Raw genomic sequence first — 25,183 nt, forward strand, 5'->3', positions numbered from 1 at the left:
CAGTTTGATCGATTTATAGAAATAATCTTTAAAAACAATATTTTCGTCTTTAACATCAAGCTCGAATTTAATACAATTATTAAAAGAGGACATAGAAACACACCTTTATTTATAAAATGTTTAGTGGAATAGATTTTTTATTAAAGAGGACTATGTCCTCCTTTTTTAATGCAATAAAAAACTTGTTAACAGCTTATCATATAGATAAGTCATCAACAGGAAAAATTATAGAGCCTTTTTACTTCTTGTGATATGGTTAAGAATATTAAGATAGAGTTAAAGTAATTGATATTTTATACTGAAGCTTTTACTCTAAAAATGTCAATTGAATAAGTAAAGCAAATAAACTGTTAGGTGAGACTCCTACGTAAATATACGCTGACGCCCAGCAACATCCAGAGATGCCAACGGGTTAAACAGGAACTGTCGACTTAAGGCTTTTCCCAGTCAGCTAGTTGAACAAACTTCACGTTACGTAGTGTTAAAACTGAACGACGAGTATAAATCGCTTGATTACTCCAATTGCTAAAATAATGAAATTTGGATCAATACCAGTTTACTTTTTAGCAATTGTCCTTATTCTGTTAATCTTATATATTGCTTTAACTACTGTAGTAAAGAAATGGTATATGAAATCAGAAAAATACTTAATCTAGAAACAATACAAAAAGAGCGCAAGTAGATAATTGATTTTATCTGCTTGCGCTTTTTTATTATTTTTAACTTATTAATTTAACTTACCGGCCTTAGCCAATACTTCCTTAGCTTTTTCAAGTGAGTGATGTTCTTCACGGTAACGCTTAATGTCGTAGCCATCAGTGTCACTTAATTTATCAAGTCTGTCATCCAAGTCCTTGAATTCTTTTTCAAGGTCTTTAATAACATTTTCTTCATCTTCAACATAAACATATTCACTTTCGTCAGCCTTAGCATCGATCTTAGCGTCATATTCGCCGACTTTTCTAGCATGCTTCAAAATAGACTTAATATCCTTGATAGTTTCATGTTGTGCAGTACGGTGACGACGGTCAGGTACGGAATCTTCAATTCTAGCTAAGTGGCTTTCAGCATCACTAATTTTCTTTGAAATTCTATCTAATGCTTTTAATTGTCTTTTTGAATAGTCTGTCATGTTTTTTTCCTCCTACATAAACTTTACCATTTGAATCCTCTCTACCGAATTCGCCTTCATTGTAGGCCTAATATTTTTGGGATGCAAGAAAGTACACTTGAAGTTGTAAAAAAAGTGTCAGAAATTTCTTTCCGACACTTAACTATTTGATTATAGCTATTAATACTTAAATGCTAAAGCACCCATTGGGTCCCATGGCAATAATTGAATAGGATTGTTCTTGCCTTCGTCGTAAGCCTTCTTAAGATCTTCTGGCAAAATGTCCTTGTTGATAACTGCTTGGTAAACAAATGAATCAAACCATGAATCACTCATTACGAAGTAACCATTGAAGCCAGGCTTTTCGCCCCATGAGTTTTCAATCTTCCATTTGGTTGGCTTACCGTTAACAATATCAACACCTGTAATAACCATAGCATGGTCCATCATACTTTCGCCTGAATCAAGTTTGTCAGCCTTAGACATTGAGAAGTCAACATCGAATAGTTGATCACGACGGTAAAGGTTAGTGTCAAGAAGTCCTGCACGACGTTCAGAATCTTTAACAACGTTTGAACCAAACCAAACAACTTCGCCGCTCTTCAATTGCTTGATGATGAGGTCTTTCATTTCATCAACCTTTAAGTTCAAGTGACGAACTTGACGGCCGCCTTCAACATTACCTAAATACTCAACTGAGAAGACCTTGTGGAAAGGCTTGTCGTTAGTTGGGGCATTGATTGTGGAAATGTAGTTAGCCAAATCCATGCCAACATATTTATCAAAGAATTCCTTAGGAGTAATATCTTCGTCAATATGATAATTGTGGTCGTCATCACGATATTCAAAGTTAAACTTCTTTGGTGGAACACCAAGTGAAATTGCAAGAACACGGAAGACATCGTTTAACATTTCTTCTTTGCGAGCTTGTACTTCAGCTTCTGATTTACCAGCATTAACAAGTCTACGTAATTCAAGACCATCTTTACGAAGTAAAGTATTTAAAGTATCGTTTAATGCACTAGAGTTAGTAGCATTAGCCGTTTCTGGGTAAACGCTCTTAGGAACGATACCGTATTTTTCGATAATACCGCAGAGCATGTCCCATTGACCGCCATCTTGTTGTGGGGTAGTGAATAAGAATGAGACTTTGCGATCGCCTAAGTCTTTATCTGCAGTAGAGATAACATTTTCAAAGAACCAGTTAGACTTTTCAAATTTGTCCCAGAAGTTAGTGTAGTTTTGAGACAATTCGAAGTCCTTTAACTTAAATTTCTTTTGTAATGGATGACGCATAGTGTTTAATGCACTAAACATCCAGCAACGGCCTGATTGTTTTTGGTCAGCTGGCTTACCAGTCTCAATTTCAATTGAGAAAGTTGGGTCTAAGTCAATCTTGGTTTGTAAGTTTTGGCTTGCTTTATAAATGCCGTTTTCTTGAGCAGCGTGGCTAGCAACGTTAAAAACAGGATGCTTAGCTAAATCTTGTTCGAATTTATCGATGGTATTATTATTAATTTCTTTTGCCATTAAAAAATTCCTCCCTTTATATCTTCTTTTTTTCTATTTTAACTTATTAAAAGAAAGGCGTCTATTCAATGATAGAACTACTTTTTGGAATATGGACGATGATACCAAATTTTGTGAAATTCGGGATGTTTTTCAAAGTAGTCAATCACTGTTGGATCTAATGGCCAGATAGGATAGCCAGATTTTTGAGCAAGCAATAGAACCGTTGGCATTTCTTTTTCTAATATCTCTTCTAAATTAGAATTTGGATTAACAAAGAAATGATTCATCACCCAAACAGTGCTATCATTTCTCTTTATTTTGTCCATTGTCCAGCGGCTAATTAAAGTGCCATGATCATCGTGTTTTTCAAAACATTGGTGTGAGTCTTCAAGATTAAACATAAAATTTTCACCTTTTAAAAGAAAAAACGCTCTTTTTTGCGTAATAGATAATAGAGAGCTAAATATTTTTTGTTTATAGAAAACATTGTAGAATATATATCTGTTAAAAGAAAAGTAGTAAATGGGGTTAAACGATGAAAATACGCGGATTTGAAGTAGTAAAAAAGTATCAAGATCAAGAAATTAACTTGCCTCGCCGGCAAACTCTAGCCAGTGCGGGTTATGATATCGAAGCAGCAGAAGATGTTATTATTCCTAGTATTTGGCGACTGGATTTTGTTAGAATTTTTAGATTAATTAGAAATGGTCACCAATTATATGAGCGTGATTATGAAATGGCCGACCAAATCCTAAAGCCTTTTTTGGTGCCAACTGGCCTTAAAACATATATGCCAGAAGATGAGGTGTTGATTTTAGCTAATCGTTCTTCTAATACCTTTAAAAGAAATTTAGCTTTACCTAATGGAATTGGGGTTATTGACGCAGACTATTATGACAATCCCAACAATGAAGGCGAAATTTTTGTACAAATGATTAATTATGGTGTGCGTCCTTTGCATATTAAAAAGGGTGAGCGCATCGCCCAAGGTATTTTTATGAAATATCTAAAAACTGACGATGATGATCCGATTAGCCGTACTCGTTTAAGTGGTTTTGGTTCAACTAATGAAAAGAAGGATGATTAATGGCAAGAGTAAAAACACAGTATAAATGCCGTTCCTGTGGCTATATTTCGGCGAGCTACTTAGGAAGATGTCCTAATTGTGGTGCCTGGAATCAATTTGAAAAAGAAACAGAAGAAGTACAAAAGCGGTCCACTAAAGCAACTGCCAGTCGTTTAATTCAAAAGACCGGATTAAACGAACCAGTAAAGTTGGATAAGATCAAAGCCGAAAAAGAAGACAGAATTGCTACTAAGTCTGAAGAATTAAACCGTGTCTTAGGTGGTGGCATTGTGCCAGGTTCATTAGTTTTGATTGGTGGAGATCCCGGAATCGGCAAGTCAACCTTGATGTTGCAAATTATGAGCGATTTGTCAGAAAAATATAAGGTGCTTTATGTTTCTGGGGAAGAGTCAGCTAACCAAATTAAATTGAGAGCAGATCGTCTTGGTGTGGGTCAAAGCAATATGCTTTTATACCCAGAAACAGATATGCATGATATTCGTGAACAAATCAATGATGTTAAGCCAGATTTTGTTGTGATTGACTCGATTCAAACGATGAATGAGCCTAGCCTTGATTCAATGACCGGATCGGCTTCTCAAGTGCGTGAGGTAACTAGTGAATTAATGAAAATCGCCAAGATGGATGCCATCACTATTTTTGTTATTGGTCACGTAACTAAGGAAGGTGCAATTGCTGGACCAAAGATTTTAGAGCATATGGTAGATACGGTGCTTTATTTTGAAGGGGATGAACACCACACCTACCGGATTTTGCATTCGGTTAAAAATCGGTTTGGAGCTGCTAATGAAATCGGCATGTTTGAAATGGTTAACGAAGGGTTAAAAGAAGTAACTAATCCTTCCTCAATTTTCCTTGATCAAAGATTGCCTAATTCTACCGGATCGGCAGTTGTAGTGTCGCTTGAAGGTACTAGGCCACTTTTGGCAGAAATTCAGGCTTTAGTTACACCGACAGCTTTTGGCTATGCTAAAAGAACGACTTCGGGGATTAGCTTTAATAAGGCATCATTATTATTAGCTGTTCTTGAAAAGCGGGGCAATTTAATGCTGCAAAATCAGGACGTGTATCTAACAGCTACTGGTGGCATTAGGTTAAATGAACCGGCAATTGACTTGGCCATTGCAATGGCAGTCGCATCTAGTTATACAGATAAAGAAATTTCGCCAACAGATTGTTTTGTTGGTGAAGTAGGTTTAACTGGTGAAGTGCGGCGCGTTGATAAAATCGATGCCCGCGTAAAAGAAGCAGCTAAGGTTGGTTTTAAACGAATTTTTATTCCCAGACACAATATGTATGCTGGCTTAAAGGACAATGGGATTGAAGTGATTCCAGTTTCTAGCATTCCCCAAGCTTTAAAATTAGTTTTTGGCTAGCACTAATTGAATTCTTCCTATATAACGAGTAAACTAAGATTGTTTGAATCTACTATTTTTGAAAGAGGCATGAATTTTGGCTAAAGAAAAAATCCGTGTAAGATATGCACCAAGTCCAACTGGTCACTTGCACATTGGTAACGCACGTACTGCACTTTTTAACTATTTATTCGCCCGTCATAACAAGGGTACGATGGTCTTGAGAATTGAAGATACCGACCAAAAACGTAACGTTAAGGGCGGTTCTAAGTCTCAAATGGAGAACCTTCACTGGTTAGGAATTGACTGGGATGAAGGTCCTGATAAGGGCGGCGACTACGGTCCATACCGTCAATCAGAAAGAAAAGAAATCTACCAAAAGTACATTGATCAATTGATTGACGAAGGCAAAGCATACTACTCATACAAGACTGAGGAAGAACTTGAAGAGCAACGTGAAGAACAACGCGCTGCAGGAGTTGCCCCTCACTATACTTATGAATATGAAGGCATGACTGCTGATGAAATCAAGCAAGCTCAAGATGAAGCTAAGGCTAAGGGATTAAAGCCAGTTGTCCGGATTCACATTCCAGAAATGGAAACTTATTCATGGGATGACATCGTTAAGGGACATCTTGAATTTGAATCAGACACCATCGGTGGTGACTTTGTTATCCAAAAGCGTGATGGTATGCCAACTTACAACTTTGCCGTTGTAGTTGATGACCACTTGATGAAGATTACGCACGTACTTCGTGGTGATGACCACGTTTCAAACACTCCTAAGCAATTAGTAGTTTATGAAGCACTTGGCTGGCAGCCACCTAAGTTTGGTCACATGACTTTGATCATTAATTCAGAAACTGGTAAGAAGTTGTCTAAGCGTGACGAATCAGTTTTGCAATTTATTGAACAATATCGTGACCTTGGCTACTTACCAGAAGCAATGTTTAACTTCATTACCCTTCTTGGCTGGTCACCAAAGGGTGAAAACGAAATTTTCACTAAACGTGAATTCATCAAGCAATTTGATCCTGCTCGTTTGTCTAAATCACCAGCTGCTTTTGACCAAAAGAAGCTTGAGTGGATTAACAACCAATACATCAAGAAGGCAGATCGTGATACCTTGCTTGACCTTGCTTTGAACAACTTGCAAGAAGCTGGCTTAGTTGATGAGCATCCAACTCCAGAAAAGATGGAATGGGTTCGTCAATTAGTTAACATTTACTCAGTTCAAATGTCATATACTAAGCAAATCGTTGATATGGCTAAGATCTTCTTTGAAGAAGCTAAGGACCTTTCAGATGAAGAAATCGAAGAAATCAAGAATGATGATGGTCGCGGCGTAATTGAAGAATTCAAGAAGCAATTAGACCTTATTCCAAGATTTACTTCAGTTCAAATTATGAATGCTATTCAAGCAACTCGTAAGGAAACTGGTATTAAGGGTAGAAAGCTCTTTATGCCAATTAGAATTGCTACTACTCGTTCAATGGTGGGCCCTGGTATTGGCGAAGCAATGGAACTTTTAGGTAAAGAACGTGTCTTAGAACACATCGACTTAACCTTAAAGCAAATGAGCGCTAATAATCTTTAAAGCAAAATAATTAAGAAGAAGCTGCAGGAAACTGCAACTTCTTTTTGTTTCTGCTAAAATAAAAAATAGCTATTTTTACAGAAGGGATGAGTGTTAGCTGTGAAAGTCTATAATACACTGACGCGCAAAAAAGAAGAATTTAAACCACTAGTTCCGGGGCAGATTAGTATGTACGTCTGTGGACCAACTGTGTATAACTATATCCACATTGGCAATGCTCGTAGTTCAATTGCGTTTGATACCATTAGACGTTACTTTGAATATAAGGGCTATCAGGTAAAATATGTCTCTAACTTTACCGATGTGGATGACAAAATGATTAATGAAGCTCGCGCTGAAGGTACGACTGTTCCTAAATTGGCAGAAAAGTTTATCAATGCCTTTTTGGAAGATACAACTGCCTTAAATATTGAGCCTGCAACACTGCATCCTCGTGCAACTCATGAAATCAACGAGATTATTAAATTTATTCAAGTTTTAATTGATAAGGGCTACGCTTATGAAGTAGATGGTGATGTTTATTACCGGGCTAAAAAGTTTAGGCACTATGGCCAATTAAGTGACCAAAATATTGCCCAGCTTGAAGAAGGAGCTTCAGAGCACATTAACGATGCAGAACAAAGCCGCAAGGAAGATCCAATTGATTTTGCCTTGTGGAAAGCACAAAAGGAGCCAGATGAAATTGCTTGGGACTCACCATGGGGTAAAGGACGTCCAGGTTGGCATATTGAATGTTCTGTCATGAGTACCAAGTATTTGGGCGAGACAATTGATATTCACGGCGGCGGACAAGATCTGGAATTTCCACACCATGAAAATGAAATTGCCCAAAGTGAAGCCAAAACCGGCCAAAAATTTGTTAATTACTGGTTACATAATGGTTTTGTGACTGTCGGCAAGGATCAAGAAAAAATGTCTAAGTCATTGCACAATTTTGTAACAGTCCATGACATCTTAAAAAAAGTAGATCCACAAGTATTGCGTTTCTTTATGGCTAGCGTGCAATATCGTCGGCAAATTAACTATTCTGAAAAAAACTTAAAGCAAGCAGCGACAATTTTAGATCGCTTTAAAAATACTTTGACTGATATTAATTACCGTCTTGCAGATGAAACTGTAAGTGAAGCTTCTGAAGAACTGAAGCAAGCAATTGATGCGACTGAGCAGAAATTTGTAGCTGCAATGGATGATGACTTTAATGTTCAAAATGCTTTGACGGCTATTTATGATTTATTGCCGGTAGTAAATGCCAATGCCAATAGTGAACAAGCAGACAAGGCAGAATTGCAGCGTTTTGTAGAAAAATTTCGTAGTTGGTTACTTGTTTTTGGTGTGGATACAGCTAAGCTCTGCGCTAAGAATACTGGCTCTAACGATGACGAGATTAATGCCTTAGTTAAAAAGCGTGATGAAGCACGAGCAAATAAAGACTGGGCAACTAGTGATAAAATACGTGATCAATTAAAGGAAATGGGTATTACTATCCAAGATACACCGCAAGGAACTAGGTGGACTCGTGACTAAAATAAAAAAATTAACTGAAACAGAAGTTAATCCAGATACTTTAAATGGCCAAACTTTAGCCTATTTAGGGGATGCAGTATATGAAGTAATTATTCGTCGACATTTGGTTAAAGGTGGCATTGTAAAACCGCAAATTTTGCAGCGTGAAGCAACACATTATGTTTCAGCTAAAGCTCAAGCCGCACTTTTAACTAAGATGCAAGATGAAGAAATGTTAACCGATGATGAGTTAGCTGCTTTTCGTCGTGGTCGTAATGCTAAGAGTCATACTAAAGCTAAGAATACTAGTCTAAAAACTTACCAATTATCGACTGGTTTTGAAGCAATTATGGGCTATCTTGACTTACTAGGCAAAGATGATCGGGTAAAGGAATTAACTAAGTGGTGTATCAATACAGTAGAAGAGGATGGACTAAAAGATTATGACTTCGAATAAAGATTTCGTTTTTGGTCGTCATGCAGGGCTGGATTATTTAAAAACGCAACCGGCTGACAAGATTAATAAAGTCTTTTTGCAACATGGTGTACAGGAAGATTTTGCTAATCAAATTTATGGTATTGCCAAGAAAAAACGATTAGTTGTTCAAGATGTACCTAAAAATAAGTTGGATCGTTTAGTTGCTGGTGGAAATCATCAGGGTTTAGTTTTGGCAATTTCTAGTTTTGAATATGCTGATTTAGATCAATTGTTAGATAAATTTGATGCAGAAGGCAAAGAACCATTTTTATTAATGCTTGATTCAATTGAAGATCCTCATAACCTTGGGTCAATCTTGCGTTCAGCTGATGCAACTGGTGTTGATGGCATTATTATTCCTAAACGCCATGCTACTGGTTTAACTTCAGTTGTAGCTAAAACCTCTACCGGTGCTATCGATTATGTACCTGTAGCGCGGGTTAATAATTTGGTTCAAATAACTAAAGAATTAAAAAAGCGTGGCTATTGGGTCTTTGGTACTGATATGGCTGGTACTGATTATCGCGAATGGAATGCCCAAGGCAAAACTGTGCTAGTAATTGGTAATGAAGGTAAAGGCATTGCACCTTTATTAAAAAAGCAAATGGATCAAACAATTACTTTGCCAATGATAGGACATGTGCAATCATTAAATGCCAGTGTGGCAACTGGGGTTTTGCTTTATCAGGCTTATAACAGTAGAAATCCATTAAGTAAATAAACTCAAAGTAGACAAAACTAAGATTTTGTCTACTTTTTTTAATACAAAAACTTCGTTTATGTCCATTAAACGTGTGTTTTCTTCCTAGAATTAGCTATCTCCTTGTATTCTATGAGATGGAGGACAGATGATGATTAAGGAAGAAAAGTTGATCAAAAGAGTACAAGCAGGGGATGACGAAGCTTTAGAGAAATTGTTTCATTTATACGAGCCGTTAGTAAATTCAATTGTGAACCAGTTTTATTTGCATCATTATGATCGTAAAGACTGGGATCAAGAAGCAATGATCATGTGTTACGAAGCAGCGCTAGTTTTTTCACCCGAAAAAGGAAAATTTAGCAGCTTATATAAGACTAAGCTGACTAATCATGCTCGTACTTTGGTTCGCTATAATATGGCCCGACGTAGACAGGTCTACAGTCAATCAATTCCTTGGAATCAGGCAAATATTCAGGGAGTTAATGAGCCGCGGCGATCGGAGCTGGCAATTCCAGTTGATGAAATTTACAATAATTTTGTTAATAGCTTGTCACATGTGGAATTAATAGCCTTGTTAACAATTATTGGTGAAATAAGTACGGAATATGCGATTGATCACATGAATATTGAAGCAATGAAACTAGTACGGGCTCGGTCGCGTACCTTACAAAAAATGCGGAATATTCTCTTTTAATATTCTATTTTTTAGCTGATCAAATAAAAGTGCGGTATAATAATAATGTAGAATATTTTAGGAGGTAATTTAAGATGGCAGACGAAATTATTAAGACTGCATTGTTAGACCGTCACATGAAGGAAGCTTTTGACTGGAGTGATTCAGATATGCCAGTTAGAGATGCCCTTTGGGACTACTTTATGGAAAAGAATGGTAGAGATACCATGAAGACGGAAGAAGATATGCTTCCATTTTTGAAAGACTCAGATGAAAAAATCGAAGCCTTCGTTAACGAAAATCTTAAGAAGTAAATCCGACTAAAAAACAATGTTCTACGCACCGTGGTCACGCAATAGTTTTGACCACCAAGACAGTTACCTTCTCCGGTAACTGTTTTTTTGTTCCTAAAATTATCAAGAGTTTGGTATAATTTTGTGCAAAAAAGTGAGGATATATCTTTGAAAGCAAAACTTAAACGAAAACGAGATAAGCACCGAATTAAAGAAATAGAGCGCAATATAGATTTTCTTTACGAAAATACACCGTATTATTGCGTAGATTCTGTTCCTAAAACTTTCTCCTCTGAGAGAATATTCAAAGATGGGTATTTTGACTGGGATGATGAAAAAAATTTACCAGATTTTGCAGATAAAATAGTCGAAATTACTTTTGCATTAATAAACTATGACTACGCGGAAATCTATCTCCCTGTGTCTAGATGGCCGAAAAATAAAGGAAAATTTCATAAATACGTTGGATGGAATATCAGAAAATTAGATTATCCAACGTTAGAAGAAATTATTAAACACATTATTTTGAAATGGCAGGGTAAGATGATTATTGTGTTCACCGACCAGAATCATCAGGAATTTTACATGGACATTCGTGATGAATGGGAAACGACTTTCTTGAATTTGCGCGGCCATAATTTGGAACTTGTTAGGCAGCTAGTTAAGAGCAAGGGCTTATTTTTACCCAAAATTGAAAATGATCTGGATTATTGGAAAGATTTAGAAAAATCATGGCAGGATAAAAATTATAAGAGATGGAAAAAGTTTTATAAAAAATAATGAAATACATAATTGGCATAGATATTGGTACTACAGCAACTAAAGGCATTCTGTATGAAAAAAGTGGAAAAGAAATAGCGCAAGCTGAAATTGCATATCCATTGATTCAAGAAAAAAGTGGTCAAGCAGAAGAAGACCCGCGCCTAATTTTTGATACGGTACAAAAAATAATTTATCAATTAAGTCAAAAAGCTGCTGGCAAGATTGCGGCGATTTCTTGGTCTAGTCAAATGCACAGTTTGATTGGATTAGGTAAAGATGGGGAATTACTGACGAACAGCATTACTTGGGCTGATAACCGCAGTAGTGAGATTGTTCAAGAAGCAAAAGAATCAAAATTGGCACAAACAATTTATGAGCGAACAGGGATGCCACCTCATCCAATGGCACCGGTATATAAATTGTTGTGGTTAAAAGAAGAAGCACCAGATATTTTTGCCCAAGTTAAAAAGTGGATTAGTATCAAAGAATATATTATTTTGCGTTTAACCGGAAAAATACTCACCGATACAACAATGGCAGCCGGTAGCGGGATGATGAATTTAGAGACACTAAATTGGGATGAAAAGATACTAAATTATATTGGAATAAATGAGTCATCTTTACCAAAGATTACTAAACCCCATTGTGTTGTAGGCAAGGTTGTTAAAGAATATCGAGATAAATTTGACTTAAGTGATGAAACAAAAATTGTCTTGGGCGCCAGTGATGGCTATTTATCGACAATTGGCGTGGGTGTATTTGATGAAAACTATTTTGCTTTAAATGTCGGTACTTCTGGTGCAGTTAGAGTGATTGCCCATGAAGCAATTACTGATCAAAATAATCGCTTTTTCTGTTACCCAATTGATCAAACACACTATTTGCTGGGCGGCCCCGTGAATAATGGCGGAATTGTATTTGAATGGGCTAGAAAAACAATTTTTGACCCAGCTGAAACGGCAACAGATTTTCTTAATGCTGCACAAACTGTACCAGCAGGAAGTAACGGACTGCTTTTTCATCCTTATCTTGGCGGCGAACGAGCACCAATTTGGGATGCACAAGCACGTGGCTCTTTTGTAGGCTTGATGCGCATTCATACTAAGCCACAAATGGCGCGAAGTGTTTTAGAAGGAATTGTTTTTAACTTGCTTGGTGCAGCCCAAGGATTGCTCGATCAAATGGGTAAACCTCAAGCATTGCGAGTTACTGGTGGTTTTGTAAAAAGTGATTTTGTTAGACAAATGATTGCAGACATTTTTAATTTACCAGTAATTGTAATTAAAAATGAACAAAGTGGTACCCTAGCTGCGATGTTTTTGGCACAAAAAGCTTTGAGAGATAATGTGGATTTTATGCAAGCTAAAGAAAAGACAAGCGAAAGTAAAGTTTATTTTCCAAATCCACAAAGTGTGGCAGTTTATCAGGAACTGATTCCTATTTATCGGGAGATTGAGCATGAACTTGAGAATAGTTATGGCAAATTGGCTAGTTTTCAAGCAAAACACCCTCAAACATTTGAACAGAAATGAACGCAAAAAATAAGACGCGATCCGCGTCTTATTTTTTATGGTCGTTAAGCATTCTTTACATCTTCAACAATTTGATCAACTGTCATTCGATTATCCTTCAGGATTTCTTTCAAAGGTACTTGATCAGTGTAAACTCGCTTTTGACCGTAGTTCAAAATTTTAATATCTTTGTCACCAAGGTAAGAGGCAATCTTTTCACCAAACCCGCCGTCCAAAGTGTTATCTTCGATCGTGACAATAACTTTATTTTCCTTAGCTAATTTGTCTAAAGCAGCTGTATCTAAAATATTAGCTGAAACTGGATTTACCAAACTGGCACCGATCTTTTCAGCTACCTTTTTACCCAGCATATCGTACATATCACCTAAGGCTAAGATAGCAACATCTTGACCTGGCTTAATTTCGTACTTGATGCTTGAGTAGTCATCCTCTTGGATTTCTTCACCTACGGGAACTTGCTTAGTTGGCATCTTAATTGCGACAGGATGCTTTCTTTGCTTGATGGCCCAGTTCATCATTGCTTTTTCTTCATTAAGAGTAGTTGGTGCTAAGTAAATCCAGTTAGGCAAGTTAGAAATCATTACTTGATCAAAAATGCCTAGGTGGGTCTTACTGGTGCCAGAAATACCGCCACCGGCAACCATCATAACGACTGGTAAGTCGTTAGCAGCGACATCATGTGATAATTGGTCAAAGGCACGTTGCAAGAAAGTTGAATTTTCAAATAAGACTGGAATTGCGCCTTCTTTAGCCATTCCTGCCGCAAAGGCAACAGACTCTTGCTCGGCAATACCTACATCGTGGTAATTTTCAGGGTATTTGTTTTTAATCCGATCAAGACCAAAGACACCAGGGATGGCGGCATTAATTGCCATAATTTTTTCGCCTTGATTAATATGATCTTCAAGTGTGTCAAGCGCAACAGAATTAGCAGTTGGACCGTCAGCTTCTGGTACAGTAGTTTTGTCAGTATTAAGATCAAATGGCATGACCCAGTGGTGAGCTTCTTCATTGTCGATTGCAGGTTGGTAACCTTTACCTTTTAAGGTGTTAATGTGAAGCAAAATAGGGTGGTCAACATCTTTGACTGCTTTAAAAGCTTCAATCATTGATTTGATATCATTACCATCAGCAACGTAGCGATAGTCAAAGCCCATTGCAGTAAATGGATTTTCCTTAGTTTCACCATTTGAATCGCGCAATTTCTTTAAAGCGGTAACCAAGCCACCAACGTTATCGTCAATTGACATTTGATTGTCGTTTACTACTACAACTAAATTATGCTTTTCGATCGCGGCATTGTTTAGACCTTCATAAGCAAGTCCACCAGTCATTGAGCCATCACCAATTAACGCCATAATGTTTTCGTGATTACCCATTAAGTCTCTAGCTTTAGCCATACCGGTTGCTAATCCAATTGAAGTAGAGGTGTGACCAACAGCGTAGTAATCATATGGACTTTCATCTGGGTTACTGTATGGAGTGACGTCTTCATAGTGGTCGGGATCAAGCCATGCTAGAGCACGGCCAGTTAACATTTTATGTGGATAAGTTTGGTGGGAAACGTCCCAGACAATTTTATCTTTAGGAGCATCAAAAACGTAGTGATAAACAATTGTAGCTTCAACAATACCTAAGTCCGGTCCGAGGTGACCACCTTCAGCAGCATCTTTTTCCAAAATTAAGGTTCTAATTTCACTAGCCAATTGTTCCATTTCTGGAAGAGACAACTTTTTTAAGTCAGCTGGACCAGAAATTTTATTTAATAGATATTCAGGATGTTTATTCATTTTTATGTCCTTTCCAAGAATTAGTTATGCTTATTATAGATAAGTGAAAAGAAAAATAGAAATATTTAATAGTAATAGATTTTAATTACTTTTGGTAATGCAAATCCGATTGTTGACGGATGAAGGTTTAACAGTATAAAATACTGAGTAAGTATGTGTTTTTATAAAAGTTTGGAAGTGAGATTATGGCAGTGAAAAAAGCAGCCTTAGCCTGCAGCGTTTGTGGGTCACGCAACTACTCAATCACCGCAAGTAAGAATCGCACTCAGCGACTTGAACTGCAAAAGTTCTGCAAGCATTGCGGCAAAAAGACATTGCATAAGGAAACGAGGTAAAGAAAGCTCATGATTAAGTTTTTTAAGAGCGTTGGCCATGAAATGAAATTGGTTAAGTGGCCATCAGCAAAGCAAAATAGACATGATACAGTAACTGTTATTACTAGTTCTGTTTTGTTTGCAGCATATTTGGGTGCACTTGACTGGCTCTTCACTTGGCTAACTCAAAGATTAATGTAATTGCTCTTAGTATTAGGAAATACAAGCAATTCATGCTATAATATTGACAGCTAGGAAAACCTCTGTGGGAGGTTTTTTTGTTTACCTAAAAAAGGAGAAAAAAGATGGTCGAAACAGCACAAAAGAAATGGTACGTTTTGCATACTTATTCAGGCTATGAAGATAAGGTTAAGTCAGACCTGTTATCACGTGCTCAAAGTATGGGGATGCAAGACTACATTTTCCGCGTAATGGTTCCAGAAGAAGAAAAAGTTGAAACTGTTCGCGGTAAAAAACAAGAAATTGAAGAAAAGATTTTTCCAGGCTATGTGTTAGTAGAAATGGTAATGACTGATGAAAGCTGGTTTGTGGTTAGAAACACCCCTAACGTAACTGGCTTTGTTGGTTCACACGGTGGTGGGTCTAAGCCATCACCACTTCTTGATGAAGAAGTAACACGTTTACTTAAGAATCAAGGGCAACCTGCTAAGAAGCCAACTGCTAACTTTGATATTGGCGAATCAGTAACGATTACTGAAGGTGCATTTAATGGCATGGTAGGTAAGATTACCGATATTCAACCTGATAAATACAAGTTATATGTATCAGTTGACATGTTTGGTCGTGCAACTACTGCTGAGCTTGATTATGATCAAGTTAAGAAGCTTGATGAAAACGAATAATATTTACAAGTTTTAGTTGTAATTGTACCTAAACGATGGTATTCTAGTACGGTACGTTTATTATTGTGGGAGGGGAAAAAAGGAAAATTCTCCATTTTAACCACATCACGGAATCAAGGAGGTTTTGACCGTGGCAAAGAAAGTTATTAACGTAGTTAAGTTACAAATCCCAGCTGGTGCTGCTACTCCAGCACCTCCAGTTGGTCCTGCATTGGGTCAAGCTGGTATTAACATTGTTGGTTTTACTAAGGACTTCAATGCTAGAACTGCTGACCAAAAGGGCATGATTATCCCTGTAGTTATTACTGTATATGAAGATCGTTCATTCGAATTCATTACTAAGACACCACCAGCACCAGTTCTTTTAAAGCAAGCTGCTAAGATCCAAAAGGCTTCAGGTGAACCTAATACTAAGAAGGTTGGTAAGGTAACCAAGGACCAAGTCAAGGAAATTGCTGAGACTAAGATGAAAGACCTTAACGCTGCTGATATTGAAGCTGCTATGCGCATGGTTGAAGGTACCGCTAGAAGTATGGGTATCGAAGTCGAAGACTAATCCTGTTATTTAGGTAACAAATTAGGTGGGAGAGTTAAGAGAAGCTCGTTTGACCACATATACAAGGAGGAAATCACATGCCAAAGCATGGTAAGAAATATTTAGATGCTGCCAAGAAGGTAGACTCAAATAAATTATACTCAGTAGCAGAAGCTATGAAACTTGTTAAGGAAACTTCATACGCAAACTTTGACGCTACTGTTGATGTAGCTTACAACTTAAGCGTAGATCCTAAGCAAGCTGACCAACAAATTCGTGGTTCTATCGTTTTACCAAATGGTACCGGTAAGACCCAAACTGTTGTGGTATTTGCTGAAGGCCCACAAGCTGAACAAGCTAAGGCTGCAGGTGCAGACTTTGTAGGCTCAGATGACTTGGTAGAAAAGATCCAAGGCGGCTGGTTAGACTTCGACGTTGTAGTTGCTACTCCAATGATGATGGCTAAGGTAGGTCGTTTAGGTCGTATTCTTGGGCCTAAGGGCTTAATGCCAAACCCTAAGACTGGTACTGTTACTATGGATATCGAAAAGGCTGTTAAGAACGTTAAGGCTGGTCAAGTTGAATACCGTGTTGACCGTCAAGCAGCTATTCACACTCCTATTGGTAAGGTATCATTCACTGAAGACCAATTAGTTGAAAACTTTGACGCATTGCGTGACGTTATCTTGCGTGCTCGTCCAGCTTCAGCTAAGGGTCAATATATTAAGAGCGTTGCTGTTTCAGCAACCTTTGGCCCAGGGATCAAGCTTGATCCATTAAACTTGGACTAATTTAAAATAAAGAAGTTATCAAAGAGTCTCGCGATTAGCGAGGCTTTTTTGTTATGCATTGACCTAATATTTTCAAGCATGGTATCATAAATTGAACTTACAAATCTATATATTAAGGAAAATGTCATGAAAAAGCATTCTATTGGAAAATTAGTCGTTATGTTAGTGCTTATGCTAACTTTTGTCACTGGCTGTGCTAATAACGGCTCCAAAATTACCATTGTCGGATCAAGTGCGATGCAGCTCTTGGCAGAACAAGCTGGCAATGATTATCGCTTAAGTCATCACGACAGTAATATTGTTGTGCAAGGTGGAGGATCAGGTACAGGATTAAGCCAAGTTCAAGCTGGTGCGGTTCAGATTGGTACCTCTGATGTTTTTGCCGAAACACAAAAGGGAATTGACGCTAAAAAACTCCGGGATTATAAGATTGCGGTAGTAGGAATTGTTCCAATTGTGAATAAGGGTGTTGGCATAAAAAACGTTTCGCAAAAACAATTGAAACAAATTTTCACTGGGAAACTTACGAATTGGAAGCAATTAGGTGGCAAAAATGAAGCCATCACGGTCATTAACCGCTCTAAGGGTAGTGGTACCAGATCTGCTTTTGAAAATATTATTTTACAGAAGTCTAAGCCAATTAAGGCACAAGAGCAGGATTCTAACGGTACGGTAAAGAAAATTGTTAATTCAACTCCTGGTACAATTAGTTATTTATCATTTCCGTATGCTCATGATACAAACATTCAAAAACTTAGTATCGATGGTGTAAAACCAACTAATCAAAATATTACTACTAATAAGTGGAAACTTTGGTGTTACGAGCATATGTACACAAAGGGTAAGCCTAATAAGCGAACTAAAGCTTTTATCACCTATATGTTGGGAGAAAAGGTCCAAAAAGATCTTGTACCTAAAATTGGATATTTAAGTATTAATGAAATGAAAGTGTCTCGTAATAGTCAAAATCAGGTTACACAAATAGGAAAGTAGTTCATGGATAATAAGGATAAATTAAAAGAAGTTGTTGATCAGGCAATTGCCAATCAACATGTTCCGCACGTTAAATTAAAAAGGATGGGTCCGAGTAGTGTTGACATTGATAAGTTAACTAAACCTTCAAAAGAAACTCATCAAGAATATTGGGGCAAAGGCTTAACTTATTTTGCAATTGCCTTAATTATTGTGCTAGTTGTCTCAATTATTGGTTTTGTAGGCTATCATGGTCTAGCTACATTTATTAATGATCATGTTAATGTCTTTCATTTTTTAACTTCAACTGATTGGGATCCAGGTGAAGGGAAAAATCATGTGGGTGCTGCTGTCATGATTGTTACCTCATTCTTAGTAACTCTTTTAGCAGCGCTTGTAGCTACACCTTTTGCAATTGCCATCGCTCTTTATATGACGGAATACTCTTCTAAAAAAGGTGCCAATTTCTTACAATCTGTTACTGAATTGTTAGTGGGAATTCCATCTGTAGTTTATGGTTTCCTAGGTTTAACAATTATTGTGCCGGTAATTAGAAAACTATTTGGTGGTACTGGTTTTGGTATTTTGGCAGCTACTCTAGTTTTATTTGTAATGGTTTTGCCAACAATTACCTCGTTAACAGTCGATAGTTTAAAGGCAGTACCAGGTCATTTTAGAAAAGCTTCAATGGCCTTAGGAGCTACACACTGGCAAACAATTTATCATGTAGTGCTGCGAGTAGCTACGCCTAGAATTTTAACAGCTGTAATCTTTGGGATGGCTAGAGCCTTTGGTGAAGCTTTAGCTGTGCAAATGGTTATCGGTAATGCAGTCTTGATGCCATACAATCTAGTTAGTCCATCAGCAACCTTGACTAGTCAATTAACAAGTCAGATGGGAAACACTGTAATGGGTACGTTGCCCAATAATGCCTTGTGGTCATTAGCATTGCTTCTTTTAATTATGTCTTTGGTATTTAACTTCCTAGTTAAGTTGATTGGAAAGAAGGGACAAAAATAGATGGATGCAAAAAAGAGAGATAAGTTAGCTACAGTAATTATCTATATTTTAGTAGGATTTGTTGTACTAATTTTAGCTGGCATCTTAGGGAATATTTTAATTACAGGTATTCCACATTTATCCTGGCACTTTTTAAGTTCAGGAGCTTCATCATACCAAGCTGGTGGTGGAGTACGCGATCAATTATTTAATTCAATTTATTTGCTAGTATTAACTACTATTATTTCTTTACCTATTGCTCTAGGTGCAGCCATTTATTTAGCCGAATATGCTAAAGACAACTGGATAACCAATTTAATTAGAACTACGATTCAAATTCTTAGTTCATTGCCATCAATTGTGGTTGGTTTGTTTGGCTATCTATTATTTGTAGTTCAATTTGGATTTGGCTTTTCAATTATTTCTGGGGCTTTAGCTTTAACATTCTTTAATTTACCAATTTTAACTAGTAATATCGAAGAAGCAATTAAGGGAGTGCCGCAAGATCAACGTGAAGCAGGTCTTGCCTTGGGCTTATCTAATTGGAAAACTATTCGCGGTATTGTTTTGCCAGCGGCTCTTCCAGGAATTTTAACAGGAATTATTTTGAGTGCTGGACGGATCTTTGGTGAAGCTGCAGCTTTGATTTATACTGCTGGGCAAAGTGGTTCAACAATTAATTATGCAGATTGGAATCCATTTAGTCCGACTAGTCCACTTAATGTCATGCGTCCAGCTGAAACATTAGCTGTGCATATTTGGAAGGTCAATACTGAAGGTATTATTCCTGATGCGACGATTGTTTCAGCGGCTACTTCGGCATTATTGGTTATTGTTGTAATTGTATTTAATTTAGGTGCGCGTTATCTGGGTAATAAATTGTACCGTAAGTTAACTGCAGCCAAGTAGGTGAAATGATGCAAGAATTAAAACCTAGTTACGTTAAGACGTTTGCTAAGGATGAATTAGCGCTATCAACTAAGGACTTGAGTGTTCTATATGGTGGAAAAGTACAAAAGCTTTTTGACGCTAGCCTCCAATTTAAAAAGAATACGATTACTGCTTTGATTGGCGCTTCTGGCTCTGGAAAATCCACTTTTCTACGATCATTGAATCGGATGAATGATCGCGTGGCTACTGTTAATGGAGAAATTTGGTTCCATGGGTTAGATGTGAATAAGCCTAATATTAACGTTTATGAATTAAGAAAAAATATTGGCATGGTCTTTCAGCGTCCTAATCCGTTTCCTAAATCAATTAGAGAAAATATTGTTTATGCTTTAAAAGCAGATGGACAAAAAGATCAAAAAGAGCTTGATCGGATTGTGGAAGAAAGCTTGCGTGCAGCAGCTTTGTGGGATGAAGTTAAAGATAAGTTGGATAAAAGTGCCTTAGCTTTGTCAGGTGGGCAACAACAACGTTTATGTATTGCACGTGCTTTAGCAGTTAAGCCAGAAATTTTGTTACTCGATGAGCCGGCTAGTGCTTTGGATCCTGTTTCTACTTCTAAGCTTGAAGACACACTTAAGCAACTGAGAAGCAAATATACGATGGTTGTGGTTACGCATAATATGCAGCAAGCCTCACGGATTAGTGATTATACAGCATTTTTCCATTTGGGACATGTAATTGAATATAATTCAACGGCGGAGATCTTTACTAATCCTAAAGGCCAGATTACTGAAGACTATATTCAGGGAAGTTTTGGATAAAATGACAACAATAATTTCAGCAAAAGATGTACATCTAAGTTACGGCGATTATGAAGCGCTGCATGGTATTAATCTTAATTTTAAGGAAAAAGAATTAACTGCTTTAATCGGTCCTAGTGGTTGTGGTAAATCTACTTTTTTGCGCTGCTTAAACCGAATGAATGATGATATTGAAAATATCAAAATTGCTGGTGAAATCAAATTTGAAGGACAAGATATTTATGATCCTAAGACTGATTTAGTTAATCTGCGTAAAGAAGTTGGCATGGTTTTTCAACAACCAACGCCATTTCCATTTTCGGTTTATGATAATGTGGCTTATGGGTTAAAAATTGCGGGTGTTAAAGATAAAGCGTTGATTGACCAGCGCGTTGAGGAAAGTCTTAAGCAAGCTGCAATTTGGAAAGAAACTAAAAATAATTTAAATAGAAATGCTCAGGCTTTTTCAGGTGGACAGCAACAGAGAATTTGTATTGCCCGTGCTTTAGCGGTTCGACCAAAAGTTGTTTTGCTTGATGAGCCAACTAGTGCTTTGGATCCAATTTCGAGTAGTGAAATTGAAGAAACACTGATAGATTTGAAGCATCAGTATACTTTTATTATGGTTACCCATAACCTGCAGCAAGCAGGGCGAATTTCTGATCAAACTGCCTTTTTAATGAATGGTGATTTGATTGAAGCTGGTCCGACTGAAGAAGTGTTTATTGCACCTAAGAAGCAAATTACAAGTGATTACCTTAACGGTCGTTTTGGTTAAAATTTTGAGGTAAAAAAGATGCACGAAATATTTTTAGATGAGTTAAAAAAATTAAACACGCAATTTATGGAAATGGGTGTCTTTGTTAATGATGAAATTGATCATGCCACGCGAGCTTTTGTTGATCATGATAAAAAGACTGCCCAATCAATGGTTGATGATGAAGAAAAAATCCCCGCAGAATCAATCGACATTCAAAAACAAGCTTTAAAATTGATGGCTTTGCAGCAGCCAGTGGCAACTGATTTTAGAGTTGTCATTAGCATTTTAAAGGCAACAACTGATTTGGAACGAATTGGGGAAAATGCAATGAGTATTGCTCTGGAAACGATCAGAGTAAAGGGCAATCCTCGTATTCCAGAAGTTGAAGAAATCATCTCCAATATGACACACAACGTGCGGCATATGTTAATTCAAGTTTTAACGGCTTATGTGCAAGACGATGAAAAAATGGCGCGTGAAGTAGCCAGTCGAGATGGAATGATTGATCATGACTACGTTAGAGCACGCAAATTAATTGTTGATGGGATTGAAGATGATCCTTCTCGTGCAATGGCTTCATCAAGCTATTTTGTAGTTACACGGTTGCTAGAGCGAATTGGTGATCATATCGTAAATTTGGCTAGTTGGGTAGTTTATAAGACAACTGGTGAATTGGAAGAATTATCTAATCCCACTGAAAGTGAAACAATCTAAAATAAGCATCGCTAAAAGCGATGCTTTTTGTGTAAAAAAACACATGATATCATTTTACTTTTTGCTTATACATGTCCATAATAAAAAGGAGAATATTGCAGAGATACTTGTGTGAAAATAGGTGTATTATCTAAATCTATAAGGGGGAAATATGGTTACAATTTTAGTAAACGACATTGTGCCAATTTTGGTCATTATGTTGTTGGGATATGTGTGTGGTAAGTTCACATTCTTTGATGATGATCAACGTCAAGGATTGAACAAGTTAGTGTTGAATATTGCTTTACCTGCTGCATTATTTATTTCAATTGTTAAAGCAACAAGAAAAATGTTTGCACAGGATATAGTTTTAACATTAATTTCTATTGTTGGTGTTACTGGCTTATTTATGGTCAGCTATTACTTGGATAAGGTAATGTTTCATCGGTCAACTCAAGAAGCCGCTGTTTGTGCCTTGATTGCTGGTTCACCAACTATCGGATTCTTAGGTTTTGCGGTTCTTGATCCAATTTATGGTAACAACGCAACTACTAATTTGGTTATTGGGATTGTTTCAATTGTAGTTAATGCAGTTACCATTCCATTAGGATTAATGCTGATTAATAAAGGACAAGCTAAGTTAAAACAAAAGGCTGCTGCTAAAAAGGATAACGGCTCTACTCAAGTACAAGTTAAGCTTGCTCCTAAAAAAGGTGAAACAAAGCCAGTTGTTAAGAGTGTCGCAGTTCCAGATGGCGTACCTGTTAGTGATGAAGAAGCAAAAGCTTTGAAAGAAAAAGGAATTCAGCGTGAAATTGACTTGGTTCATGCTGAATTTGATGACCATGCAGGTGAAAAAGACGCCAAGAAGATAAATCCAACATTGAAGTCAATCATTGATGCAGTTAAGAAGCCAGTTGCTGCAGCTCCACTTCTTGCTGTAATCTTTGTTTTAATTGGAATTAGAATTCCTACTTCATGGGCACCTACATTTGATTTGATTGCCAAAGCTAATTCTGGGGTTGCCGTTTTGGCTGCCGGTTTAGCTTTATCAACAGTTAAGTTTTCAATTGATAAAGAAGTTATTTGGAATACTTTCTTCCGTTTGTTCTTAACCCCTGCAATTATTGTTGCTGCCGCATATCTTTGTGGTATGGGCTCAGATCCAACTAAAATTTCAATGCTTTGCTTGGCAACAGGTTTGCCACCTGCATTTTCAGGTATTATTATTTCTAGTCGTTACAACATTTATGTTAAGGAGGGAGCAAGTTCCGTTGCTGTTTCAACTGTCTTCTTTGCAGTAAGTTGTATTTTCTGGATTTGGGCTTTGCCTGTTTTAGCAGGAATGTTTCATTAATTAAGTTCAAAAATAAGGTCGATTAAGTTCGATCTTATTTTTTTGCCCTTTATTAGGGATGAATACGGGTTCACCTATTATAAAGCGTTTATAATTATCGCCTAAGTGTATAATTTTTTGCGGTAAGCTGAATAAAGGATTAAAAAAGCTCAAGTCTGTTGAATTTGGACTTGAGCTAAAACAAAAAGACCAGTAGTCTGATGTTAACCAAAGAAACACATTAGAAGCTGGACTTTTATGGAATCTATTATAACTGATATCGTGAAAATTATTAAGTCTGAAAATAATGTTCTTGCCCGTGAAAAGGCATTAATGTGCTATTTCTTGGATCTGATTAGAGAGTTGATGAAGCTGGCACTAGAGGAAGTTGATGTTGATTTAGTTGATGAAACTAAAAAGCAAGGCTATCAGATTGAAAAAAATAAGCGTTCAGTGGTGACAGTTTTTGGCGAAATCAATCACTGGCGCAGAAGATATGTCTGTCCAGGCAGGAAGGCAAAATACCCGTTGGATCAATTGATGGGCTATGACAAGTATAAGCGCTATAGTGTTTTAGCAGTTAAAAATATTTTACAGGTTAGTGCTGTATCAACTTACCGCAATACTGCCCTAGCTGTTAATACCCTGTCTAGCTTTAACATTAGTCATAGTCAAGTTGGTAAGCTGATTGTTCAAGCGGGCAAGCAAATCAAGGCACAGCAACAGTCTGAAGAAAGGTACGATGGCATTACCCAAAAGAAAAAAGTACCAGTGCTTTATCTTGAAGGCGATGGCGTTGTAATTAAAGGGACCAAAAAGCGGCTGGAGTTTCACCGCTATCAAGTCTGTGAAGATATTATTAATGTGAGCAAGACACGCAGAAAGAGAGTTCAAGCCAAAGAGTTCGTTTCTTTAAGCCGCTTGAATGCCTTGCAAGAAATCAAAGCTTATTTAGCTAATACCTATGACTTAAGCGATACTTTGATCATCAGTAATGCCGATGGCGGCGCTGGCTATGCCAAAAAAGATTTTGATGAAATAGTCGGTCGCTGCAAGCAGCATGAACACTTCTTGGATGTCTTTCATTTGAATAAAAAGATTAAAGATCGTCTGGGCTTTATGCCGGCTATGCAAGGCAAATTAATTAGTGCAGTTGAGTTTAAGTACAACCGTCGCTTGACTGATGTGATTTTAGATACAATTGAAAGCAATCTGATTGACGAACTGAATACGCCAGAAAATCATGAAAACCTAAGGCGTCTGCGCGGCTATCTTCATCGGCACTGGGCTGATATTGAGCCGTTTAAGATGCGCAAATTGCCAGTAATTAAAGCAATAGGCTGCTGCGAAAGCAATCACCGCAAGTATACCTATCGGGTTAAAGGACAAGGAAAATATTGGTCAGAGGATGGCGCCGAAGGGATTCTGCGTGTGCTGACTTGCATCAAAAACAATGAACTGGAATATTGGCTAAGCAGCGAGTTTGCAGGCTCAGAAATAAATGCAATGACTGAGCAAGAATTAAAAGCGGCAGCCCGTGATAGCCTAAAGAAGCGACATGAAAGTCATTTAGGCATACAGCGCGGAGCTTTAACAACGCAAACGGCTGGAAGCAACTATTTAAGCAAATTCAATCGGATGCTAAACCACATAAATTATTAAGAAATTAAGGTCAGACTAATGGTTTTTAGGTTACCGCAAAAACATTGACACTTACTAATTAACAAATTATTTTGCATTTTGTTGAATATGTTGCTATAATACTTAATTGTAAATTCTACCTAAGACTCGGGTGGCATGACGCCTCAAAATCCCGCCGAGGCCAGAAGATAATGA

Annotated in this window: 27 protein-coding genes, 1 riboswitch and 1 other annotated feature (1 of these 29 cut by a window edge); of the genes, 23 read left to right on the top strand and 4 right to left on the bottom strand. The window is 37.3% G+C overall.

Going from position 1 to position 25,183, the window contains the following annotated elements; translation table 11 throughout:
* Positions 1-339: 339 nt before the first annotated feature.
* A riboswitch (M-box (ykoK) riboswitch) is annotated at positions 340-507 on the top strand.
* 220 nt (positions 508-727) lie between these two features.
* From Q0Y84_RS04020 to Q0Y84_RS04030, 3 genes are all read right to left on the bottom strand, one after another.
* Complete coding sequence (locus Q0Y84_RS04020; RefSeq protein WP_005726798.1) at positions 728-1,132, bottom strand: hypothetical protein; 405 nt, start codon at positions 1,130-1,132, stop codon at positions 728-730.
* A gap of 159 nt (positions 1,133-1,291) precedes the next feature.
* Positions 1,292-2,641: an aminopeptidase C gene (gene pepC, locus Q0Y84_RS04025; protein ID WP_297951165.1), complete on the bottom strand. Its 1,350-nt coding sequence runs from the start codon at positions 2,639-2,641 to the stop codon at positions 1,292-1,294.
* Positions 2,642-2,718: 77 nt separating this feature from the next.
* Complete coding sequence (locus Q0Y84_RS04030) at positions 2,719-3,024, bottom strand: hypothetical protein (RefSeq protein ID WP_297951167.1); 306 nt, start codon at positions 3,022-3,024, stop codon at positions 2,719-2,721.
* A gap of 134 nt (positions 3,025-3,158) precedes the next feature.
* On the opposite strand from Q0Y84_RS04030, the gene Q0Y84_RS04035 reads away from it, so the two are divergent.
* The 10 genes from Q0Y84_RS04035 (at position 3,159) to Q0Y84_RS04080 (ending at position 12,603) form a co-directional block, all read left to right on the top strand.
* Positions 3,159-3,710, top strand: coding sequence for a dUTP diphosphatase (locus Q0Y84_RS04035; RefSeq protein WP_297951169.1), 552 nt, complete (start codon positions 3,159-3,161; stop codon positions 3,708-3,710).
* Positions 3,710-5,086 carry a DNA repair protein RadA gene (gene radA / locus Q0Y84_RS04040; RefSeq protein WP_297951171.1) on the top strand — a complete coding sequence of 459 codons (1,377 nt, stop codon included), beginning with the start codon at positions 3,710-3,712 and terminating at the stop codon, positions 5,084-5,086. The genes Q0Y84_RS04035 and radA overlap by 1 nt, the downstream gene beginning before the upstream one ends.
* 76 nt (positions 5,087-5,162) lie before the next feature.
* Entirely contained in the window at positions 5,163-6,662 is a 1,500-nt protein-coding gene (gltX, locus tag Q0Y84_RS04045; RefSeq protein ID WP_297951173.1) for a glutamate--tRNA ligase, read from the top strand.
* 90 nt (positions 6,663-6,752) lie between these two features.
* Positions 6,753-8,186, top strand: a complete 1,434-nt coding sequence (gene cysS, locus Q0Y84_RS04050) for a cysteine--tRNA ligase (protein WP_297951175.1) — start codon at positions 6,753-6,755, stop codon at positions 8,184-8,186.
* Positions 8,179-8,622, top strand: a complete 444-nt coding sequence (locus Q0Y84_RS04055; RefSeq protein WP_297951177.1) for a ribonuclease III domain-containing protein — start codon at positions 8,179-8,181, stop codon at positions 8,620-8,622. The genes cysS and Q0Y84_RS04055 overlap by 8 nt, the downstream gene beginning before the upstream one ends.
* Positions 8,609-9,364 (top strand): 23S rRNA (guanosine(2251)-2'-O)-methyltransferase RlmB, encoded by a 756-nt coding sequence (gene rlmB, locus Q0Y84_RS04060; protein ID WP_297951179.1) that lies wholly within the window; start codon positions 8,609-8,611, stop codon positions 9,362-9,364. The genes Q0Y84_RS04055 and rlmB overlap by 14 nt, the downstream gene beginning before the upstream one ends.
* Before the next feature lie 130 nt (positions 9,365-9,494).
* The gene (locus tag Q0Y84_RS04065) at positions 9,495-10,037 is read left to right on the top strand and encodes a sigma-70 family RNA polymerase sigma factor (protein WP_297951181.1); all 543 of its coding nucleotides are present in this window, start codon (positions 9,495-9,497) and stop codon (positions 10,035-10,037) included.
* 74 nt (positions 10,038-10,111) lie between these two features.
* Positions 10,112-10,330 carry a hypothetical protein gene (locus tag Q0Y84_RS04070; protein WP_003549087.1) on the top strand — a complete coding sequence of 73 codons (219 nt, stop codon included), beginning with the start codon at positions 10,112-10,114 and terminating at the stop codon, positions 10,328-10,330.
* Positions 10,331-10,477: 147 nt separating this feature from the next.
* On the top strand, positions 10,478-11,089 hold the full coding sequence (locus Q0Y84_RS04075; protein ID WP_297951200.1) for a hypothetical protein: 612 nt from the start codon (positions 10,478-10,480) through the stop codon (positions 11,087-11,089).
* Positions 11,089-12,603, top strand: a complete 1,515-nt coding sequence (locus Q0Y84_RS04080; RefSeq protein WP_297951202.1) for a gluconokinase — start codon at positions 11,089-11,091, stop codon at positions 12,601-12,603. The genes Q0Y84_RS04075 and Q0Y84_RS04080 overlap by 1 nt, the downstream gene beginning before the upstream one ends.
* A gap of 44 nt (positions 12,604-12,647) precedes the next feature.
* On the opposite strand, the gene Q0Y84_RS04085 is transcribed toward Q0Y84_RS04080, so the two are convergent.
* Entirely contained in the window at positions 12,648-14,393 is a 1,746-nt protein-coding gene (locus tag Q0Y84_RS04085) for a 1-deoxy-D-xylulose-5-phosphate synthase (protein ID WP_297951204.1), read from the bottom strand.
* Positions 14,394-14,578: 185 nt separating this feature from the next.
* Here Q0Y84_RS04085 and rpmG point away from each other — a divergent pair, with 185 nt between their 5' ends.
* From rpmG to Q0Y84_RS04150, 13 genes are all read left to right on the top strand, one after another.
* Positions 14,579-14,728 carry a 50S ribosomal protein L33 gene (gene rpmG, locus Q0Y84_RS04090; protein ID WP_005720427.1) on the top strand — a complete coding sequence of 50 codons (150 nt, stop codon included), beginning with the start codon at positions 14,579-14,581 and terminating at the stop codon, positions 14,726-14,728.
* 9 nt (positions 14,729-14,737) lie between these two features.
* Positions 14,738-14,908: a preprotein translocase subunit SecE gene (gene secE / locus Q0Y84_RS04095; protein WP_297951214.1), complete on the top strand. Its 171-nt coding sequence runs from the start codon at positions 14,738-14,740 to the stop codon at positions 14,906-14,908.
* 104 nt (positions 14,909-15,012) lie between these two features.
* Positions 15,013-15,570, top strand: coding sequence for a transcription termination/antitermination protein NusG (gene nusG, locus Q0Y84_RS04100; protein WP_297951216.1), 558 nt, complete (start codon positions 15,013-15,015; stop codon positions 15,568-15,570).
* 130 nt (positions 15,571-15,700) lie between these two features.
* Positions 15,701-16,126, top strand: a complete 426-nt coding sequence (rplK, locus tag Q0Y84_RS04105) for a 50S ribosomal protein L11 (protein WP_004045505.1) — start codon at positions 15,701-15,703, stop codon at positions 16,124-16,126.
* Positions 16,127-16,203: 77 nt separating this feature from the next.
* Positions 16,204-16,896 (top strand): 50S ribosomal protein L1, encoded by a 693-nt coding sequence (gene rplA, locus Q0Y84_RS04110; RefSeq protein WP_297951222.1) that lies wholly within the window; start codon positions 16,204-16,206, stop codon positions 16,894-16,896.
* A 126-nt stretch (positions 16,897-17,022) separates the two neighbouring features.
* Positions 17,023-17,889, top strand: coding sequence for a phosphate ABC transporter substrate-binding protein (locus tag Q0Y84_RS04115; protein ID WP_297951224.1), 867 nt, complete (start codon positions 17,023-17,025; stop codon positions 17,887-17,889).
* 3 nt (positions 17,890-17,892) lie between these two features.
* A complete protein-coding gene (gene pstC, locus Q0Y84_RS04120; protein WP_297951226.1) occupies positions 17,893-18,888 on the top strand; it encodes a phosphate ABC transporter permease subunit PstC in 996 nt (331 codons plus the stop codon).
* Positions 18,889-19,776, top strand: a complete 888-nt coding sequence (gene pstA / locus Q0Y84_RS04125) for a phosphate ABC transporter permease PstA (RefSeq protein WP_297951228.1) — start codon at positions 18,889-18,891, stop codon at positions 19,774-19,776.
* A gap of 8 nt (positions 19,777-19,784) precedes the next feature.
* Entirely contained in the window at positions 19,785-20,579 is a 795-nt protein-coding gene (pstB, locus tag Q0Y84_RS04130; protein ID WP_297951230.1) for a phosphate ABC transporter ATP-binding protein PstB, read from the top strand.
* 1 nt (position 20,580) lies between these two features.
* Positions 20,581-21,336 carry a phosphate ABC transporter ATP-binding protein PstB gene (gene pstB / locus Q0Y84_RS04135; RefSeq protein WP_297951231.1) on the top strand — a complete coding sequence of 252 codons (756 nt, stop codon included), beginning with the start codon at positions 20,581-20,583 and terminating at the stop codon, positions 21,334-21,336.
* An 18-nt stretch (positions 21,337-21,354) separates the two neighbouring features.
* Positions 21,355-22,032 carry a phosphate signaling complex protein PhoU gene (phoU, locus tag Q0Y84_RS04140; protein ID WP_297951232.1) on the top strand — a complete coding sequence of 226 codons (678 nt, stop codon included), beginning with the start codon at positions 21,355-21,357 and terminating at the stop codon, positions 22,030-22,032.
* Positions 22,033-22,183: 151 nt separating this feature from the next.
* Positions 22,184-23,368, top strand: a complete 1,185-nt coding sequence (locus Q0Y84_RS04145) for an AEC family transporter (protein ID WP_297951234.1) — start codon at positions 22,184-22,186, stop codon at positions 23,366-23,368.
* 237 nt (positions 23,369-23,605) lie between these two features.
* Positions 23,606-25,009: an ISLre2 family transposase gene (locus tag Q0Y84_RS04150; RefSeq protein WP_297951236.1), complete on the top strand. Its 1,404-nt coding sequence runs from the start codon at positions 23,606-23,608 to the stop codon at positions 25,007-25,009.
* Positions 25,010-25,109: 100 nt separating this feature from the next.
* Positions 25,110-25,183 (top strand) — a sequence feature (ribosomal protein L10 leader region) (it continues 49 nt past the right edge of the window).

It is taken from the genome of uncultured Lactobacillus sp. (assembly GCF_947367125.1).
In the GTDB taxonomy this organism is placed as follows: domain Bacteria; phylum Bacillota; class Bacilli; order Lactobacillales; family Lactobacillaceae; genus Lactobacillus.